17 protein-coding genes are annotated in these 17057 nt (G+C 60.2%); 7 read left to right on the forward strand and 10 right to left on the reverse strand.

Annotated elements, in window-relative coordinates; genetic code table 11:
• Positions 1-6 precede the first annotated feature (6 nt).
• From ACP90_RS25515 to ACP90_RS25535, 4 genes are all read right to left on the reverse strand, one after another.
• A complete protein-coding gene (locus tag ACP90_RS25515; protein WP_062490793.1) occupies positions 7-891 on the reverse strand; it encodes a F0F1 ATP synthase subunit gamma in 885 nt (294 codons plus the stop codon).
• Between the two features lie 31 nt (positions 892-922).
• On the reverse strand, positions 923-2452 hold the full coding sequence (gene atpA / locus ACP90_RS25520; protein ID WP_062490794.1) for a F0F1 ATP synthase subunit alpha: 1530 nt from the start codon (positions 2450-2452) through the stop codon (positions 923-925).
• Positions 2452-3012: a F0F1 ATP synthase subunit delta gene (locus ACP90_RS25525; RefSeq protein WP_022998997.1), complete on the reverse strand. Its 561-nt coding sequence runs from the start codon at positions 3010-3012 to the stop codon at positions 2452-2454. The genes atpA and ACP90_RS25525 overlap by 1 nt, the downstream gene beginning before the upstream one ends.
• Before the next feature lie 478 nt (positions 3013-3490).
• Positions 3491-5686 carry a primosomal protein N' gene (locus tag ACP90_RS25535; RefSeq protein ID WP_062490799.1) on the reverse strand — a complete coding sequence of 732 codons (2196 nt, stop codon included), beginning with the start codon at positions 5684-5686 and terminating at the stop codon, positions 3491-3493.
• Positions 5687-5963: 277 nt separating this feature from the next.
• On the opposite strand from ACP90_RS25535, the gene fsa reads away from it, so the two are divergent.
• Together fsa and ACP90_RS25545 are read left to right on the forward strand one after the other, a co-directional pair.
• Positions 5964-6617, forward strand: a complete 654-nt coding sequence (gene fsa, locus ACP90_RS25540; RefSeq protein WP_022999000.1) for a fructose-6-phosphate aldolase — start codon at positions 5964-5966, stop codon at positions 6615-6617.
• A gap of 262 nt (positions 6618-6879) precedes the next feature.
• On the forward strand, positions 6880-7839 hold the full coding sequence (locus ACP90_RS25545; RefSeq protein WP_062491998.1) for a tyrosine recombinase XerC: 960 nt from the start codon (positions 6880-6882) through the stop codon (positions 7837-7839).
• Here ACP90_RS25545 and ACP90_RS25550 read toward each other — a convergent pair.
• On the reverse strand, positions 7836-8345 hold the full coding sequence (locus ACP90_RS25550) for a GNAT family N-acetyltransferase (RefSeq protein WP_062490800.1): 510 nt from the start codon (positions 8343-8345) through the stop codon (positions 7836-7838). The two genes, ACP90_RS25545 and ACP90_RS25550, sit on opposite strands and share 4 nt — an antisense overlap.
• A gap of 124 nt (positions 8346-8469) precedes the next feature.
• On the opposite strand from ACP90_RS25550, the gene ACP90_RS25555 reads away from it, so the two are divergent.
• From ACP90_RS25555 to ACP90_RS25565, 3 genes are all read left to right on the forward strand, one after another.
• Positions 8470-8874: a hypothetical protein gene (locus ACP90_RS25555; RefSeq protein ID WP_062490803.1), complete on the forward strand. Its 405-nt coding sequence runs from the start codon at positions 8470-8472 to the stop codon at positions 8872-8874.
• Positions 8875-8993: 119 nt separating this feature from the next.
• Positions 8994-9227 (forward strand): hypothetical protein, encoded by a 234-nt coding sequence (locus tag ACP90_RS25560; RefSeq protein WP_145915843.1) that lies wholly within the window; start codon positions 8994-8996, stop codon positions 9225-9227.
• A 174-nt stretch (positions 9228-9401) separates the two neighbouring features.
• Positions 9402-10355 (forward strand): metallophosphoesterase, encoded by a 954-nt coding sequence (locus ACP90_RS25565; protein ID WP_062490807.1) that lies wholly within the window; start codon positions 9402-9404, stop codon positions 10353-10355.
• Positions 10356-10377: 22 nt separating this feature from the next.
• On the opposite strand, the gene ACP90_RS25570 is transcribed toward ACP90_RS25565, so the two are convergent.
• Positions 10378-11016, reverse strand: a complete 639-nt coding sequence (locus ACP90_RS25570; protein WP_031268677.1) for a cation transporter — start codon at positions 11014-11016, stop codon at positions 10378-10380.
• 84 nt (positions 11017-11100) lie between these two features.
• Between ACP90_RS25570 and ACP90_RS25575 the strand changes: the two genes are divergently transcribed.
• Positions 11101-11520 (forward strand): helix-turn-helix domain-containing protein, encoded by a 420-nt coding sequence (locus ACP90_RS25575; RefSeq protein WP_062490809.1) that lies wholly within the window; start codon positions 11101-11103, stop codon positions 11518-11520.
• Positions 11521-11619: 99 nt separating this feature from the next.
• Here the strand turns inward: ACP90_RS25575 and ACP90_RS25580 are convergent, their stop codons facing one another.
• Positions 11620-12882: a hypothetical protein gene (locus ACP90_RS25580; protein ID WP_145915844.1), complete on the reverse strand. Its 1263-nt coding sequence runs from the start codon at positions 12880-12882 to the stop codon at positions 11620-11622.
• 21 nt (positions 12883-12903) lie between these two features.
• Here ACP90_RS25580 and ACP90_RS28325 point away from each other — a divergent pair, with 21 nt between their 5' ends.
• Positions 12904-13212, forward strand: coding sequence for a hypothetical protein (locus ACP90_RS28325; protein WP_145915845.1), 309 nt, complete (start codon positions 12904-12906; stop codon positions 13210-13212).
• Between the two features lie 164 nt (positions 13213-13376).
• On the opposite strand, the gene lpdA is transcribed toward ACP90_RS28325, so the two are convergent.
• Genes lpdA through ACP90_RS25595 form a run of 3 tightly spaced genes read right to left on the reverse strand, consistent with a single transcriptional unit; the run spans position 13377 to position 17022 of the window.
• Entirely contained in the window at positions 13377-14780 is a 1404-nt protein-coding gene (gene lpdA / locus ACP90_RS25585; protein WP_062492000.1) for a dihydrolipoyl dehydrogenase, read from the reverse strand.
• 42 nt (positions 14781-14822) lie between these two features.
• Positions 14823-15581 (reverse strand): SDR family oxidoreductase, encoded by a 759-nt coding sequence (locus tag ACP90_RS25590; RefSeq protein WP_022999010.1) that lies wholly within the window; start codon positions 15579-15581, stop codon positions 14823-14825.
• Between the two features lie 22 nt (positions 15582-15603).
• The gene (locus ACP90_RS25595; protein ID WP_022999011.1) at positions 15604-17022 is read right to left on the reverse strand and encodes a caspase family protein; all 1419 of its coding nucleotides are present in this window, start codon (positions 17020-17022) and stop codon (positions 15604-15606) included.
• Positions 17023-17057 lie beyond the last annotated feature (35 nt).

A 17057-nucleotide genomic window follows, 5' to 3' on the forward strand; every position in this document is an offset into this window, starting at 1 on the left:
ATCCCGTTAGAGCGCTTCCGCGCCCGAGATAATTTCAATCAGTTCCGTCGTAATCTGAGCCTGGCGCTGGCGGTTGTAGTTGATCGTCAGTTTGTCGATCATCTCGCCGGCGTTGCGGGTCGCGTTGTCCATTGCGGACATACGTGCACCCTGTTCAGACGCAGCATTTTCCAGAAGTGCCCGGAAAATCTGAACGGAGATGTTGCGCGGCAGCAGATCCGCAAGGATCTCTGTCTCTTCCGGTTCATATTCGTAAACCGCGTTGGCACCTGCGCCTGCATCAGTGCTGCCAGCCTCGAAATGGGCCGGGATCAGCTGAGTTGCAGTCGGTTCCTGCGCGATCACGGATTTGAAAGTCGAATAGAACAGCGTGCAAACGTCGAACTCGCCATTGTCGTACATGGAGAGCACTTCGCGGCCGATGTCGTCCGCGTTGCTGAAGCCAACGTTCTTAACACTGCGCAGGTCGATGGTCTTGATGATGTGCTGGCCGAGCTCACGCTTCAGGGAGTCGTAGCCCTTCTTGCCGACACAGATGATCTTGACCGTCTTGCCCTGCTTCAGCAGGCTGCGCGCTTTTTCACGCGCAAGCTTGGCAATGTTGGTGTTGAAGCCCCCACACAGTCCACGTTCGGCCGTGGCAACGAGCAGGAGATGAACCTGGTCATTGCCGGTGCCGGACATGAGCTTCGGAGCGTCGTCGCGCCCCTCGAAGGCCACCGCGAGGTTGGCCAGCACCGCACCCATGCGTTCCGCATAGGGGCGCGCGGCCTCCGCAGCTTCCTGAGCACGACGCAGCTTCGCCGCGGCCACCATTTGCATGGCCTTGGTGATTTTCTGCGTCGCCTTAACGGAAGCGATGCGGTTTCGTAAGTCCTTCAGGCTCGGCATGGCCGCCCCTGCTCCTTATCCCGGCGTGGTCTTAAGCGAAGTTCTTGGCGAACGCGTCGATGGCAGCTTTCAGCTTGCCAGTCAGCTCGTCGTCGAGTGCCTTCTTCTCCCAGATGGCGTCGAGCAGCGCTATGTGCTCGCCACGAAGGAACAGAAGCAGGCCTTCTTCGAAGTCCTTCACGCGGTTGACCGGGATTGCATCCAGGTAGCCGTTCACGCCGGCATAGATGACTGCAACCTGTTCTTCGGTCTTCAGCGGCGAGAACTGCGGCTGCTTCAGAAGTTCGGTCAGACGTGCACCACGGTTCAGGAGGCGCTGGGTCGTGGCGTCGAGGTCGGAGCCGAACTGGGCAAAGGCCGCCATTTCGCGGTACTGAGCCAGTTCACCCTTAATCGGGCCGGCAACCTGTTTCATCGCCTTGATCTGAGCGGAGGAACCCACGCGGGACACCGACAGACCGACGTTCACGGCCGGGCGGATACCCTGGTAGAACAGATCCGTTTCCAGGAAGATCTGACCGTCGGTGATCGAGATCACGTTGGTCGGAATAAACGCGGACACGTCGTTGCCCTGGGTTTCAATAACCGGCAGTGCGGTCAGAGAGCCCTTGCCATGGTCTTCGTTCAGCTTCGCAGCACGTTCCAGCAGACGGGAGTGCAGGTAGAAAACGTCACCCGGGAAAGCTTCACGTCCCGGCGGACGACGGAGCAGCAGGGACATCTGACGGTAGGCCACAGCCTGCTTGGTCAGATCGTCGTAGCCGATCACGGCGTGCATGGAGTTGTCACGGAAGAACTCGCCCATCGCGCAGCCGGCAAACGGTGCCAGGAACTGCAGCGGAGCAGCGTCGGAAGCGGTAGCGGCGACGACGATGGAGTATTCCAGCGCGCCGGCGTCTTCCAGGGTCTTCACGAACTGAGCGACGGTGGAGCGCTTCTGGCCGACAGCAACGTAGATGCAGTACAGCTTGGCGTCTTCGTCGTCAGAAGCATGCAGCGGCTTCTGGTTCAGGAAGGTGTCGAGAATGATCGCGGTCTTGCCGGTCTGACGGTCACCGATGACCAGCTCGCGCTGACCACGGCCAACCGGGATCAGGGCGTCGATGGCTTTCAGGCCGGTAGACATCGGCTCGTGCACGGACTTGCGCGGCAGAATGCCCGGCGCCTTGACGTCCACGCGGCGCTTTTCGGTTGCCTCGATCGGGCCTTTGCCGTCGATCGGGTTGCCGAGCGGGTCAACAACGCGGCCCAGGAGGCCCTTGCCGACCGGCACTTCCACGATGGCGCCGGTCCGCTTGACGGTGTCGCCTTCTTTAATGTCACGGTCGGAGCCGAAGATAACGACACCAACGTTGTCGGTTTCCAGGTTCAGGGCCATGCCCTTGATACCACCCGGGAATTCGACCATTTCACCGGCCTGGACTTTGTCCAGACCATAAACACGGGCGATACCGTCACCGACGGAGAGCACCTGACCGACTTCAGAAACTTCGGCTTCCTGGCCAAAGCTCTTGATCTGGTCCTTGAGGATTGCGGAGATTTCCGCGGCCCGAATATCCATCAGCCGACCTCTTTCATCGCGAACTTGAGTGAATTGAGCTTGGTACGCAGCGATGTGTCGATCATGCGGGAGCCGACCTTGACCACGAGGCCACCGATCAGGGCAGGATCAACCTTTGCCACGATGTTTACAGATTTGCCCGTGGAAGCCGAGAGAGCTTCTTTCAGGGCAGCGACATGATCGTCGGAAAGAGCAGCTGCGGAAGTTACCTCAGCCGTTTCCTCACCACGCTTTTGCGCAAGCAGGGTGCGGAATGCCTTGATCATGCCGGGAAGAACGAAGAGGCGCCGGTTACGGGCTGCCAGCTTCACGAAATTAGCAGCCAGGCCTTTGATGCCTGCCTTGTCGAGAAGTGCGGTAAGCGCTGCAAGCTGCTCCTCCACACTGAATACCGGGCTTTTCACGAGACGGACGAGATCTTCGCTTTCGGCAAGCATGCCTTCGAAAGCTGTCAGATCCCGCTCCACGTCAGCCGTTACACCTTCGCCTTCGGCGAGGTCGAGAAGGGCGGACGCATAACGCTGTGCCACGCCGGATACGAGAGATACGTTGTCAGTCACCAGGTCCGTGCTCTCTGACGTTTTTCATGCCCGCGAAACGGCCAGCGCTCGCAAAGCATTGAAAAAATGAATGATTTCAAGGTCAGAAGGTATGACGGTTAAACCGCTGCCCCCAAAGCCGCGCCTCAATTAGCACAGGGTTTCTCAGTGTGCAACTTCGCCTAAAGACTGTTATTGCCGATTCCTCGGTGTTTTTTGTCAAAGGTCGATAAAAAACGTTTCAGATCAACGTCTCCGCACCGTCATAAACCTTTAGACGGTTTTCTGCAGAGCGGGCGAAAAGGCCTTTGCGCAGGGCTGAAAGGGGCAAGCCAGGAGGGCGTTTTTGCCGCAGCTGCGCGGACAGCGGGATTATTGCCGTCAGCAGCGTTGCCACAATTGCAAACAATGACCCTGCGGTTCCACCCGATTCTCCCACGCCGAACTCGTATGACTCGTATGAACGGCAGGCGCTTTTCCCCATGGATGCAAAAACCACCTAGAGAAAATGCTGCGGGTCAATGTCCACTTGCAGGCGCAGCCCCTTCGTGGGCTTCGGGCCGATGCTTAGCCAATGCCGCAGATACGCTTGCAGATCGTACTGGCGGGGGGCCATTGCCAGCAGGCGGAAACGATAGCGTCCGCGCACCATGGCAAGGGCGGCTTCCGCAGGCCCAAGGAGCGTGACGGCCTGATCCGGCGGTGCGGCACGGGCAATGGCCCTTGAGAAGCCTTCCGCAAATCCTCTGTCTGGTCCGGAGACGATGACTGCGGCAAGACGCCCGAACGGCGGCAGACCTGCTGCCCGCCTTGCCTCGATCTCGGCCTGATAGAACGCCTTCTTGTCGCTTGAAAGCAGCGCCTTGATGACGGGATGATCCGCATTGTAGGTCTGCAGGAACCCCTTGCCGCCGCCGGTGACGCGGCCCGCACGGCCTGTCACCTGGGCAAGCAGCTGGAAGGTTTTTTCCGCAGCTCTCGGATCGCCATGGGCAAGGCCAAGGTCCGCATCCACCACGCCAACCAGTTTCATCAGCGGGAAGTTATGCCCCTTGGCGACCAGCTGCGTGCCGATCACGATGTCGGCCCCGCCTTCCTCGACAATCTTCATTTCGCGCTTCAGCCGATCCGGCCCGCCGGCAATATCCGACGAAAGCACGAGCACACGCGCCTGCGGAAAGAGCTCGGTCACTTCCTCGGCGATTCTTTCCACGCCGGGACCGCAGGCAACCAGACTGTCTACCGACTGGCAGGACGGACAGGCCTTGGGGACCGGCTCCTGATGGCCGCAGTGGTGGCAGACGAGTTTTTTCTGAAAACGATGCTCCACCAGCCAGGCGCTGCAATGAGCGCATTGGAACCTGTGGCCGCAGGTACGGCAAAGGGTCAGCGGTGCATAACCGCGCCGATTGAGAAACAGTAGCGACTGCCCCCCTTCGGCAAAGGTGCCGGCGATGCCGTGGACCAGACCAGGTGCCAGCCAGCGTCCCCGTTCCGGCCCGTCCTGGCGCATATCGATGGCCATGAGGTCCGGCAGGGCAGCACCGGATGCCCGTTCGGGTAGCTCGAACAGCTTGTAGCGGCCGACCTCTGCGTTGACGATGCTTTCCACGGATGGCGTGGCCGACGCCAGAACAACGGGGAAGCCGGAGAGATGGCCGCGGACAACAGCCATGTCGCGTGCGCTGTAAGGCACCCGGTCGTCCTGCTTGAAGGCTGCATCATGTTCTTCATCGACGATGATCAGGCCTAGTTCCTTGAACGGCAGAAACAGCGAGGAGCGGGCCCCTATCACCACCCGCACATCACCGGACGCCACACCGCGCCAGACCCGCGAGCGGTTCTTGACCGTGATCTGGGAATGCCATTCGGCCGGATAGACCCCGAAGCGTTGTTCGAAGCGCCGCAGGAACTGTTCGGTGAGTGCGATTTCAGGCAGCAGCACCAGCGCCTGCTTTCCCCTGCGCAAGGCTTCGGCAATCGCCTCAAAATAGACTTCCGTCTTGCCCGAGCCGGTGACACCGTCGATCAGGGCAACGGCCCCACCCTTGCCGAAACAGGCAGTCAGGCCGTCTGCCGCGGCCTGCTGCGCCGGGGTCAGCGGTTTTTGCGCATAGTCCAGTTGCGGTTTCGGCGGCGGAGGAGCCGCCGGCATAAGGACGGTTTCCAGGACATCTTGCTGAAGCAGGCCGTCGATGACGGAAGCGGACACGCCGGCAGCGTGGGCAAGGCCGCTTTTCGTCCAGGCAAAGCCGTCTTCCATGGTCGCCAGAACGCGCCCGCGTGCCGGCGTCAGACGATCAGGCTCGGCACCTTCGATACGGCGGACACCGGGAACGGGCGCCTCCGGTTCCAGCGCTTCTTCGGACCGCAACACCATGCGCAGCACCATCCCCGGTGCGCCAAGTGTCCAGTTCGCTACCCAGTCGACGAACCGGCGCAGATCATCATCAAGCGGCGGCGTCTTGTCGTAGACATGGGAAATGGTCTTCAGTTTCTTTGGATTGATGGCCGCGTCCGGCTCGATATCCCAGACAGCTCCAATCACCTCGCGCGGGCCGAGCGGTACCTTGACGATGGTGCCCGGAACCACGGACTGGCCGGGCGGCACCTTGTAGGTATAGGCCCCCGCAACCGCGACCGGCACCAGCACGCTGGCAATGGTTTCCTGGAAGTCTGGATCGTCGAACAGCACTGGGTGTCAGGTCCTCATCGCTCCGGGAACGGCCGCGAAACCATGCGCCAAGCACGGCCCGAACCCTGGCGAGACATTGCCCGTCCGGTCACCGGGATCAAGCCTCGCCATCCTTGAGGTACGTACCGCAAAAATTTCGTCCACCAGAGAATCAGGGGTTCTTCTTGTCATCATCCTAGGGTAAAGAGAGCCCAGCTGACCACGCAATCGTTTTGTCCCGCTAGCCGGGACCAGGTTTCCGGCGACGCTCCGGTAGCCCTACAGGGAGTAAAGACAGATGAAATTCTTCGTCGATACGGCCGACACGGCTGAAATCAAGGAACTGGAAGCAACCGGCCTCCTTGACGGTGTCACCACCAACCCCTCGCTGATCGCAAAGTCCGGTCGGGACTTCAAGGAAGTCATCGCAGAAATCTGCGCCATCACCGAAGGCGATGTTTCCGCCGAAGTGGCCGCAACCGATTTCGACACGATCATGAAGGAAGCGCACGTCCTTGGCGCGATCGCAAACAACGTGGTCATCAAGCTGCCGCTGACGTTCGATGGCCTGAAGGCATGCAAGCAGCTGACCGAAGAAGGCACCAAGACCAACGTCACCCTGTGCTTCTCGGCCAATCAGGCCCTGCTCGCAGCCAAGGCCGGTGCAACCTACATTTCGCCGTTCATCGGCCGTCTGGATGATATTCATGCCGACGGGCTTGAGCTGATCCGCGAAATCCGCGTGATCTACGACAACTACGGCTTCGACACGGAAATTCTGGCTGCGTCGATCCGCACGCCGAACCACGTGAAGGATTGCGCCATCATCGGCGCCGACGTCGCGACCGTACCGCCGGCAACGCTGAAGGCCCTGGTCAAGCATCCGCTGACCGACAAGGGCCTTGAAGCCTTCCTGGCCGATTGGGCCAAGACCGGCCAGAGCATTCTCTGATCACCTACCTTTAAGACAAACGAACGGCCCGGATTTCCGGGCCGTTTTTGTTTGCCGTGACCGGCGCCTGCCAAGGGCAACAGGACGGCCCAATACCTTTTGCCTGGCGTTGGGGGACAAGTCGATCAGGCTCGGAGATCTCGACAGTCCAGTTCACCTCCTGGTGGGAGTGGGACCACCTGTCGGCCGGTTTGACGAAAAATAGCCGCCATGTGGCGCGATGTTAACGGAACCGTTGGGGATCCGGCATCACATTGGCACCATGTGTGCCGCATCCTCCAAATCCGAATCGCTGCTCGTCACCGCCCGGCCGGAACTCAACCGCCGCATCGACCAGTGGCTTGACCACCTGTCCGATGAGCGACGCCTTTCCGACAAGACCCTGCTTGCCTACGAACGCGACCTGCGCCAGTTCCTGCGCTTCCTGACCAACCATCTGGGCGGGGCACCGGACCTCAAGGAAATTGCGGCGCTCCGCCCGGCCGACTTCCGAGGCTTCCTGGCAAGCCGCCGCCGTAACGGCGCCCAGAGCCGATCTCTCGCCCGCGGCCTTGCCGGGATCCGGTCCTTCCTCAGGTACCTGGAGCGGCGGGGCGAAGTGAACGCCGCGGCGTCTTCCGCCGTGCGGCCACCACGGCAGGCCCGATCCCTGCCGAAACCGGTCTCCTCCAAGGACGCCATCGACGTGACCAGCGGTGACCTGGCGATGGAACGCGAGCCGTGGCTGGAAGCCCGCAACGCCGCTGTCCTGACCCTGCTTTACGGCTGCGGCCTGCGGATTTCGGAAGCGTTGTCGCTGACCGGTGCAATGGCCCCCAAAACCGGGACGAAGACACTTCGTGTCGTCGGCAAAGGCGGCAAGGAACGGATTGTCCCGATCCTGCCGGCGGTCTGCCAGGCGGTGGAGCACTATCTGAAACTTTGCCCTTATGCGATTTCGCCCGATGGCCCCCTGTTTCTCGGTGCCCGCGGCGGTCCGCTGAACCCGCGCATGATCCAGCTGGCCATGGCACGCCTGCGCGGTGCATTGGGCCTGCCGGACAGCGCGACCCCGCATGCCCTGCGCCATTCCTTTGCCACACATCTGCTGGCTGGCGGCGGTGATCTCAGGACTATCCAGGAACTGCTTGGCCACGCCAGCCTTGCCTCAACACAGATCTATACGGAAATCGACAGCGCCCATCTCCTGTCCGCCTACGACAAGGCTCATCCGCGCCGTTAGGATCCCTCAGGTTTCGGAAATCCGTAGACCGTCCGTTCCTTGCCGTCAGGAAACATCTCGCGCGCAATCGGCTCGCCGCCAAGTTTGCGCACCAGTCCCCTTGCTGCCTCGTTGTCATCCTTCATATGCGTTTCGACCAGTGGCCAGCCATAGACTTCGTAAGCATGGCGGATTGCCGCCTGCGAGACTTCCACGGCTGCACCGGTGCCGCGTGCCTGAGGCATCAGCCACCAGGTCAGCTCCCGTCTCGGCCAGCCTTCGGGCCAAACGAAGCCGCAACCGCCGATGATATCTGCGCCCGTTTTCGGTTCGATAACCCACATGCCATAGCCGCGCAGTTGCCAGTGGCCGAGGTGGCTTGCCAGCACGCGCCAAGCGGAATCCGCGCGCAACGGTCCACCATAGAAGTGCGAGGTCTCGCCGTTCTCGTAGAACGCCTTGTAGACTGGAAAGTCCGGTTCTTCCGGCAAGCGCAGACGAAACCGCCGCGTTTCGAGTGATTGCATGATAAGTCTCTGTTGTTTGCGGGGAATTTCGTTCGATTCCCATGTTAGTTCCAACTCCGTTGTAGCCGCTTCCGCCACAAACGGTTAGGTTGCTGAAACAGCCTGTTTCGCCGGGAGATAACGAATGCGTCTGATACTACTCGCAGCCGGTCTTCTTCTACTGTCGGCAGCGCCCTCGCTGGCGCAGCGCGTCTACTGTCCACTTCCCGAAGACGGCGTCTGGGTCAATCCGAATGCCAAACCGAAGGAGATCTCGCGCGTCGAGGTGGAAAGCCGCTGCGAGAATGAAGCGGTGCATGTGCGCGTACGCGCGTTCACCTCCTGCATCCCGCGTGACTGCAAGTGGGGCTGGACCAAAGGGGAATTGCGCTCAGATGGTGCCATCCAGGTGCTGCTGATCGGTTTCTTGAGCAGCAAGCAACTGACATTGCGGGCCTTTGGCGAGCTTCTGGATGTTCACGTGATCAACGTCGTCAACGATCTCTCCGAACCGCGAACCGAGACCACCTACAATCTCCAGCGCGAGTAACCGGTCAGGGGCAGTGCGACGACAATCGCCTTTCGCTTTTTCCTTGTCAGACCTCCATTTTCCCTTACCTTACGTAAGACTGCGCAAGTGTAGCGCAGGCCAACGGACGGAGATGTAACATGCGCCTATTGAGCACCGGCATTGCGGCCCTTGCCGTAACCGCGTTTGCAATTGCACCGGCCGCTGCATGCAGCTGGAACAAGACAGCCCAGTCCAAACAGATGACAGTGGCGGAAACGCCCGTCCTCCCGGACACCGACTCGGATGTGGCCATCGCCACCAACGATCTCAGCGATGCAATCGTAAGCGAGACCGTAATTCAGCCGACCACCGGCGAAACCGTATCGGAGTGACCCCCACCGGCAAACAAGCTCCAGACCAAGACCCGCTGCTCCGCAGCGGGCTTTTTTTTCGGCTGAATACCGTCTGCACGAAATCTGCTGAAACCTGCCTTTATCGGGCCGTATCGACGCCTCAATAGCCCGGTTCACTCGGGATTATCCTGAAGAACCGGTTGATACAATCTCATGATTTCCAGACGCCGTTTCCTGCAAACCTGTGGCATCGCAATGTTGGGTGCCGTTTCCGCTCCTGCCTATGCGATTGGCGTTGAGCCTTTTCGGCTCAGCCTGAAGCATTATCACCTGACGCCTCCACGATGGCCCAGAGGGCTGAACCTGAAAGCCGCGCTGATAGCCGACCCGCATGTCTGCGATCCCTGGATGGGGCTGGAGCGAGTTCGCTCCATCGTCCGGCAGACCAACGCTCTGAAGCCCGACATCATCCTGATGCTGGGCGACTATGTGGCCAGCCACAAATGGCAATACGACCCGATCCCGCCACAGGCGTGGGCTGATCTCTTCGGTGATCTGTCGGCCCCGCTCGGGACCCACGCCATTCTCGGCAATCACGACTGGTGGGACGACGCGGACGCGCAGCTGACTGGTGGTGGGCCGACCAGATATGGTCAAGCGCTGCTGAACGCCGGCATTCCCCTTTACCAGAACCGGGCTCAACGGTTCGATAAGGACGGCCAGGCTTTCTGGCTTGCCGGCATCGACGACCAGCTGGCGCTGAGACCGCACCGCAAGATCAAGCGGCACCGCTGGAAAGGTTTGGATGACCTGACCGGCACGCTTGCCCAGGTGACGGACGATGCCCCCGTGCTGCTGATGGCACATGAGCCCGACATCATCCGTGAAGTGCCGGGCCGCGTCAGCCTGACGCTCAGCGGTCACACCCATGGCGGGCAAGTCAACTGTTTCGGCTACAAACCGGCCTTTCCGAAACGCAGCGTCAAAAGCTACGCCTATGGCCACATCGTTGAAACGGAAGGGACGAAGCTGGCAAGGCACCTGGGCCTTGAAACGGAGCCCCGCCACCTCATCGTTTCCGGAGGTCTTGGCTGCTCGATCCTGCCGGTCCGATTCGGTGTTCCTCTGGAAATAACGGTGGTGCATCTGGGAAGCACCACCGCTTGAGTCATGTTCTGGCAAGGGCGAATTATTCAGCCGCCACTTCGTGCTCCGTCTTGTGCCGGTATTCCTTTATGGCCTGGCTCAGGATCTGGACGGAGGAACTGACGAAGAGAGCCGCCATGAGACCGGCGACAATCAGGTCCGGCCAGGCACTTGCCGTTCCCCAGACACCGGCGGCCGCCAACATGACGGCGACGTTGCCTATGGCATCGTTGCGCGAACACAGCCAGACGGAGCGCACATTGGCATCACCATCCTTGTATCGGACCAGCAGCAGGACACTGGCAAGGTTTACGGCCAGCGCCAGAAAGCCGATGGAGCCCATCACCGCGGCCTGCGGTACGCCAAGCACGAACACCTGATATAGCGTGGTGGCAGCCACCCAGACGCCCATCAGAAACAGGCTTGTGCCCTTTGCAAGCGCAGCCAGGGCCCGGGTCTTCAGCGATGCGCCAATGACAGCCAATGATATGCCGTAGGTGACCGCGTCGCCGAAGAAATCGAGGGCGTCGGCCTGCAGCGCCTTTGAGCCGGCTGCCTGGCCGGCAATCATCTCGACGATGAACATGCCACCGTTCAACGCGATCACCAGCCAGAGCCGGCGGCGATAGTCCTTCGACATTCCGTCAAATGTTCCGTGGGAATGTCCGCAACAGGCACCCATGATGCACTCCTTGTTCGAGTCGCTTGATTTTCGGTTCCTGTCCCTTGTAATTGCTATAGCGACTAGAGCTTCAAGAGGCTTTTTATGGATTTTTCAATTGGTGACCTTTCAAGACGGACCGGCGTGAAGATTCCGACGATTCGTTATTACGAAAAGGAAGGCCTGCTGGAAGCGCCGATCCGCAGCGAGGGCAACCAGAGGCGCTACCGGTCCTGCGACCTGGAAAGGCTTGGCTTCATCAAGCATTGCCGCGACCTCGGCCTGCCAATGCCGGCCATCCGCGACCTGTTAGACCTCAGCCAGCATCCGGACAAACCGTGCGAAGCCGCCAACCGGATTGCCGAAGATCAGTTGAAGGCAGTGCGCCAGCGGATTGCCCACCTGCGCAAACTGGAGGCGGAGTTGAAGCGCATTGCAACAAGCTGCGAAGGCGACCACACGGTGACCGAATGCAACGTTCTGAAGGCTTTCGGCGACCATGGCCTCTGCCTGAAGGAGCACTGACACGCCTTTTTGCCCGGCTTCAGGCAAGCCTTGTCCAGTCCCGTGTCTCCCCTACGGCACGCACGTTCGTGCCGATGGCAGCCGCCAGGGAGCGTGCTGCTAGCTTTCGTCTATCGGTCTTGGTTCGGTGCCTGAGCCGAGTTCCGTTGCCATCACCGTTCCCCCTAGCCTTTCCAGACGCATCATTGTCCAGCGTTTGGCAGGCAGATTACAGGAATGACGGCCCAGAATGCAGGAGAACTGGAGGACGTGGGGATAGTCGTTCTTCGGCCAAACCCTTTCAGCAACGTCATGCCTGCCTTTCAGGTAGCCGAGCAGGGTATATTCGCTGACATACCAGACGTCGCCTTCCTTCAGGTCTGCCATACTGGTCGGCCGCCCCTTGGGAAAAGTACCTCCCCAGGTCCAGGACAGGGCACCGGACGTTTTCTGATCCAGAAAATGGTGGGCCATCGTTTCGTCGATAAAGACCCGCTTTCCGTCCGCCAGATCCTGCCGGTAGGCCTCGACCACAGCTTGCCTGTTCGGCAACGGTTCCGACAGCACATAGAAAACGATGAAGTTGGAGGAAAGCGCCAGCACCAATGCGGCGCAAAGGCCAAGCTTCAGCCTGTGCCAGCGGTCTTTCAACAGCACGTCGACTGCCAACAGAAACAACATTGCGGCCGCAAGATTCCGGATCAGCGGCCGGTCGTGCACGAAGGCGCCGAAGAATTGTCCAGCGGCAAGGCAAAAGCCGATCATCCCGGCGGTGCGGGACTTGCGGAACACAAACCAAGATACGCCTGCAAACATGGCAGCCCGGAAGATCGCTTCCACATTGAACTTGCCGGAGCCATGTGACCGGCTGGAATGATAGGCGATCTGCCGGAAGAATTCGGCGAACTCGAAGTTCACCGAGACCGCAAACAGGGCAAAGGCAATAGCCAGGGCGACAAGGCCTTCACTCAGCACACGCACGAGACTTGCCTGCCGCGTCCTGAGCCTCCAGATCTGAAGAACGGCGATGACGCCAACACTCCAGGCAAGCATGGACAGTGCAGTCAGCGGAGCAATTCCCAAAAGCGCGGTACCCGCAACGGCGGAAACGGTTTCCGGACCGGTCTGCCGCGTGTCACCCGTACCTGCCCTGACTGCAACCGGCAGGACCAGCAGCAGTCCGAGCATCCAGATGAATGAACCCGTCAGTTCCAGCCGGAAGCCGGAAACGACATACATGGGCGCAAAGATCAACGGTGTGAAAAGCGCAGCGGTGCGAAGGTTCAATCTGAGGCAGAACACCACGAAGACCAGGCTGGTTGCCACGTAACAGAGGAATTCGTACAGGACGATTGTCGCGGTGCTGATCCCCGTGGCTTTCAAAAACCATCCGGACAGAATGAAATGAAGCCTTGGCTGGAGATGATAGGATTCCAGCCCCGGAAACTGGACCGCAAGAAGCGGATTCAAGTGACGGCCCGTTTGCGCAAATTCGGATGCCCAGGGAATAAAGAAGAGGTCATCCACGTAGGGGATGGTTCGCTCCGGCCAGAAAAACACCAGGCCGCAAACCAACGGCAATACGCCGCCTGCAACGACTGGCAGCCAGCCGCGGGTGAAATTCAGATTTTGATTGTTGCCCCGTTGCCTTTCAAGCAAAGCATCTCCTGCCTTTTGTTGAAATGCACCACCCCTGACAGGACAACACTCTAGCGTATTAGTTGCAGATGCGCGGCATTTTTTACGTTTACTTGCAGAACTTCAAACTTGAATGACATCAGCCGGTCCGCAGGACGGCCGATCAAACAAAAATGGTACGGGGCACCCGGTGACCGGATGCCCCGACCGATATCGAAAAGACATCGTTCAAGCGTTGATTACGCGTGGATCGACTTCGCAAATGCGCCGAGGGCTGCTTCCTTGACCGCTTCCGACATGGTCGGGTGGGCGTGGCAGGTGCGCGCAAGGTCTTCGGAAGATCCACCGAACTCCATCAGGACAGCAGCTTCGTGGATCATCTCACCGGCACCGAAGCCGACGATGTGAACACCAAGCACGCGGTCGGTCTTTGCGTCCGCCAGAACCTTGGCAAAGCCATCGGTCTTGTTCATGGCGCGCGCGCGACCGTTTGCGGAGAAGACAAATTTGCCGGTCTTGTACTCGACGCCGGCCGCCTTCAGTTCTTCCTCGGTCTTGCCGACGGAAGCGACTTCCGGCTGGGTGTAGACAACACCCGGGATGACATCATAGTTCACGTGACCAGCCTGGCCTGCCAGCATTTCGGCAACGGCAACGCCTTCGTCCTCGGCCTTGTGGGCCAGCATCGGACCGACGACCACATCGCCGATGGCGTAGATGCCGTCGACATTGGTCTTGTAGTGGGTGTCGATCTTGACGCGGCCGCGCTCGTCCAGGGCAACACCTGCCCCATCAAGGCCCAGGCCTTCCGTGTATGGACGGCGACCGATGGCAACCAGAACGATGTCGGCCTCAAGAACCTGCGCATCGCCGCCCTTTGCCGGCTCTACAGTCACGGCAAGGCCCTTGCCTTTCTTCTCGACACCCGTGACCTTGGAGGACAGCTTGAATTCCATGCCCTGCTTTTTCAGCATGCGCTGGAAGTTCTTGGAAACGTCACCGTCCATCGGGCCGAGGATCTTGTCCATGAACTCGACCACGGTCACTTCCGACCCGAGACGATTCCAGACGGAGCCGAGCTCAAGGCCGATGACACCACCACCGACGACGAGCAGCTTGCCGGGCACCTTGTCCAGTTCCAGAGCGCCGGTGGAAGAGACCACCTGCTTCTCATCGATCTCGACACCCGGCAGCGGCATGACGTCGGAACCGGTGGCAATCACGATGTTCTTCGTTTGCAGTACACTCGCCTTGCCGTCGGCATCGGTAACCTCGACCTTGCCTTTGGCCAGGATCTTGCCGGTACCGGTGTGAACGTCGATCTTGTTCTTCTTCATCAGGAAGGCAACGCCGTTCACATTGGCATCGACCACACCGGTCTTGTGTTCCATCATCGCCGGCAGATCGAGCTTGGGCTTTGCGACCTTGATGCCGAGTTTTTCGAAACCGTGGCCGGCTTCCTCGAACATTTCCGAGGCATGCAGCAGCGCCTTGGACGGAATGCAGCCGATGTTGAGGCAGGTGCCGCCAAGCGTTGCGCGTTTTTCGACGACAGCCGTTTTCAGGCCGAGCTGCGCAGCCTTGATCGCGCAGACGTAGCCGCCAGGACCGGTTCCGATGACGACGAGATCATATTGGGACATTTTGGTCGCCTTTGCCTCTTTCATTTCTGGTTTGAATGGGGGTTAGGGAAGGATTGCCCGGCCGCCGGAGACATCGAGGATGGCACCGGTCGTATAGCTGGACTGGTCGGAGAGAAGCCACAGAATCGCTTCGGCCACCTCGTCGGCGGTTCCGGCACGTTTCATCGGCAGTTTGGACCTGAGCTGGGCCACCCGGTCAGGATGGCCGCCCGAGGCGTGGATATCGGTGTCGATAATGCCGGGACGAATACCGTTGACGCGAACACCTTCGTCGGCAACTTCCAGCGCCAATCCGACAGTCATGGTATCGATAGCCCCCTTGGAGGCAGCATAGTCGACATATTGGGAAGGTGACCCCAGCTTGGAGGCTGCAGACCCGAGATTGACGATCACACCGCCGGTGCCGCCATGCTTGGTCGACATGCGCCTGACCGCTTCGCGGGCACACAGGAAGGCGCCGATCACGTTGATGGAGAACATTCGTGTCAGACGTTCCAGGGTCATTTCATCGACGCGCTGGGAATAGTCGACAACACCGGCATTGTTGACCAGACCCTTGAGAGTGCCGAGCTTGTCGGCTTCGGCGAAAAGATGCAGCACGTCGGCTTCGTTCTGGACGTCCCCCTGAACTGCCACGGCCTCGCCGCCGGCCGCCTTGATTTCTTCGACGAGAGCATCAGCGGCAGCCTGGTTGTGCGTGTAGTTGACGATCACCTTGTGACCGAGCGCCGCAACCTTGCGGCTGACGGCAGCGCCGATCCCCCGGCTTCCGCCCGTTACCAATACAACCGTGTCAGTCATGAATTCCCACCGGCTCCCGTTCCTATTGCCCTTGAATGCGCGTCAGTTCTTCAGCGCCGCGGCCCGCGGCCCAGAGGCCTTTCAAATGCCCGTCCGCCATGACCGCGTAAACCACCGGCGTCTTGTCGCCCCAGTCCACCGTCAGCACGTTGCCGTCCAGTTCACCCACGCCGCGATAGCTGTCGGTGCCGACTGTCCAGATCAGCGTGAATGTCCGGCCCTGCTGCGTCAACACGACCGTACCGTCATATGTCGTGCCGTCCGGATTTCGGCCGGCAACCGAATAATTGCCAGTCAGCCCTTCCGCCTCGACCGGTGCAGTGCGCGAATAGAGCGTCAGCTTTTCGCTGGCCGAGCCGTCCGCCCATTCACCGTCCAGCGTTTCCGCGCCAGTGAAGGAATAGACGACAGGGTGCTTGTCTCCCCAGTTGACCACCAGCATGCGGCCAGCGAACTCGCCGACGCCGGTGAAGACGTCGGTCCCGATCCACCAGGTGAGCCGCACATTCCGGTCTTCCGGCGTGATTGCCAGCATGCCGTCGTAGGTCGTTCCGTTCGGGTTGGTTCCCTCGACCCGGTAGACACCCGAGATCTGGCGGGCCGGACCGGTGCGCGCGGTGCTCTCCTTGAGCGCGGTTCCGATTGCCGCAAGAGCGGCCATCTTGGGCACCGATCCTGCCGGATTATCTGTGCCGCCGTCAACGAAGGTGAAATCTCCGAAGAAGGACGAGGAAATCCAGGGCGTTTGCTGGCCGTTCGTTTCCTGAAAGACGCCCTTCAGCGTGCGCTTGAAGGTTTCTTCCAGATTGAGCGCCGGGGTCGCGATGGCGCTGGCCAGATGCTTGGTGAAAGGGCTGTTGCTGCCCTGCCCGTCCAGAGCCACGGAGCCAGGTGACGTCGAATATGAGACAAACAGGCGCGCGTTGCTGTCGATCCGCGACAGGCCGGACGATGCCCCACCGAGGGGATTGTTGCGGCAGGCGTCCAGCACGACGATGTTGAGCCCGTCATGGGACGACGTCATTACTTCCACGGCCTCGCTGACCGCAACCGACTGCTGCTGCAGGACCTCGTCCGCCGGCGCATCCCCTGCCACAGGCAGCAGGTAGTTTTCGCCCTTAATCTGGATACCGTGGCCGGCGTAATAGAACAGGCCGACGCCACCCTCCTTTTTCAGCCGATCACCGAAGGCCCGGATTGCCTGCTCCATGGCATCGCGGTTGGCGTCAGTCTGGAGGATGACCTCGAAGCCGGCCTTGTCGAGGGCGCGGGCGATGGCCAGAGCGTCATTGACCGGATTGGCGAGCGGGCCATAGCCGTATTGCGCGTTTCCGATCACAAGCGCAGTGCGTTGTTCGCTTGCGTGCGACGCGACTATCAATCCGAGGACGGTCCAGACAACAAGAACAACCGAAAGGGCATAACGCTTTATGGCGTTCATATTCCTGTTCCTCCTGACCGTCTCACACCGTGTCG

It is taken from the genome of Labrenzia sp. CP4 (assembly GCF_001579905.1).
GTDB classification, from domain to species: Bacteria; Pseudomonadota; Alphaproteobacteria; order Rhizobiales; family Stappiaceae; genus Roseibium; species Roseibium algicola.

What these genes read in the sequence shown, in the direction of transcription:
- ACP90_RS25515 (WP_062490793.1), bottom strand. Translation starts at nt 891, where the DNA reads ATGCCGAGCCTGAAGGACTTACGAAACCGCATCGCTTCCGTTAAGGCG.
- atpA (WP_062490794.1), bottom strand. Translation starts at nt 2,452, where the DNA reads ATGGATATTCGGGCCGCGGAAATCTCCGCAATCCTCAAGGACCAGATC.
- fsa (WP_022999000.1), top strand. Translation starts at nt 5,964, where the DNA reads ATGAAATTCTTCGTCGATACGGCCGACACGGCTGAAATCAAGGAACTG.
- ACP90_RS25545 (WP_062491998.1), top strand. Translation starts at nt 6,880, where the DNA reads ATGTGTGCCGCATCCTCCAAATCCGAATCGCTGCTCGTCACCGCCCGG.
- ACP90_RS25550 (WP_062490800.1), bottom strand. Translation starts at nt 8,345, where the DNA reads ATGCAATCACTCGAAACGCGGCGGTTTCGTCTGCGCTTGCCGGAAGAA.
- ACP90_RS25555 (WP_062490803.1), top strand. Translation starts at nt 8,470, where the DNA reads ATGCGTCTGATACTACTCGCAGCCGGTCTTCTTCTACTGTCGGCAGCG.
- ACP90_RS25560 (WP_145915843.1), top strand. Translation starts at nt 8,994, where the DNA reads ATGCGCCTATTGAGCACCGGCATTGCGGCCCTTGCCGTAACCGCGTTT.
- ACP90_RS25565 (WP_062490807.1), top strand. Translation starts at nt 9,402, where the DNA reads ATGATTTCCAGACGCCGTTTCCTGCAAACCTGTGGCATCGCAATGTTG.
- ACP90_RS25570 (WP_031268677.1), bottom strand. Translation starts at nt 11,016, where the DNA reads ATGGGTGCCTGTTGCGGACATTCCCACGGAACATTTGACGGAATGTCG.
- ACP90_RS25575 (WP_062490809.1), top strand. Translation starts at nt 11,101, where the DNA reads ATGGATTTTTCAATTGGTGACCTTTCAAGACGGACCGGCGTGAAGATT.
- ACP90_RS28325 (WP_145915845.1), top strand. Translation starts at nt 12,904, where the DNA reads ATGAAGCCTTGGCTGGAGATGATAGGATTCCAGCCCCGGAAACTGGAC.
- lpdA (WP_062492000.1), bottom strand. Translation starts at nt 14,780, where the DNA reads ATGTCCCAATATGATCTCGTCGTCATCGGAACCGGTCCTGGCGGCTAC.
- ACP90_RS25590 (WP_022999010.1), bottom strand. Translation starts at nt 15,581, where the DNA reads ATGACTGACACGGTTGTATTGGTAACGGGCGGAAGCCGGGGGATCGGC.
- ACP90_RS25595 (WP_022999011.1), bottom strand. Translation starts at nt 17,022, where the DNA reads ATGAACGCCATAAAGCGTTATGCCCTTTCGGTTGTTCTTGTTGTCTGG.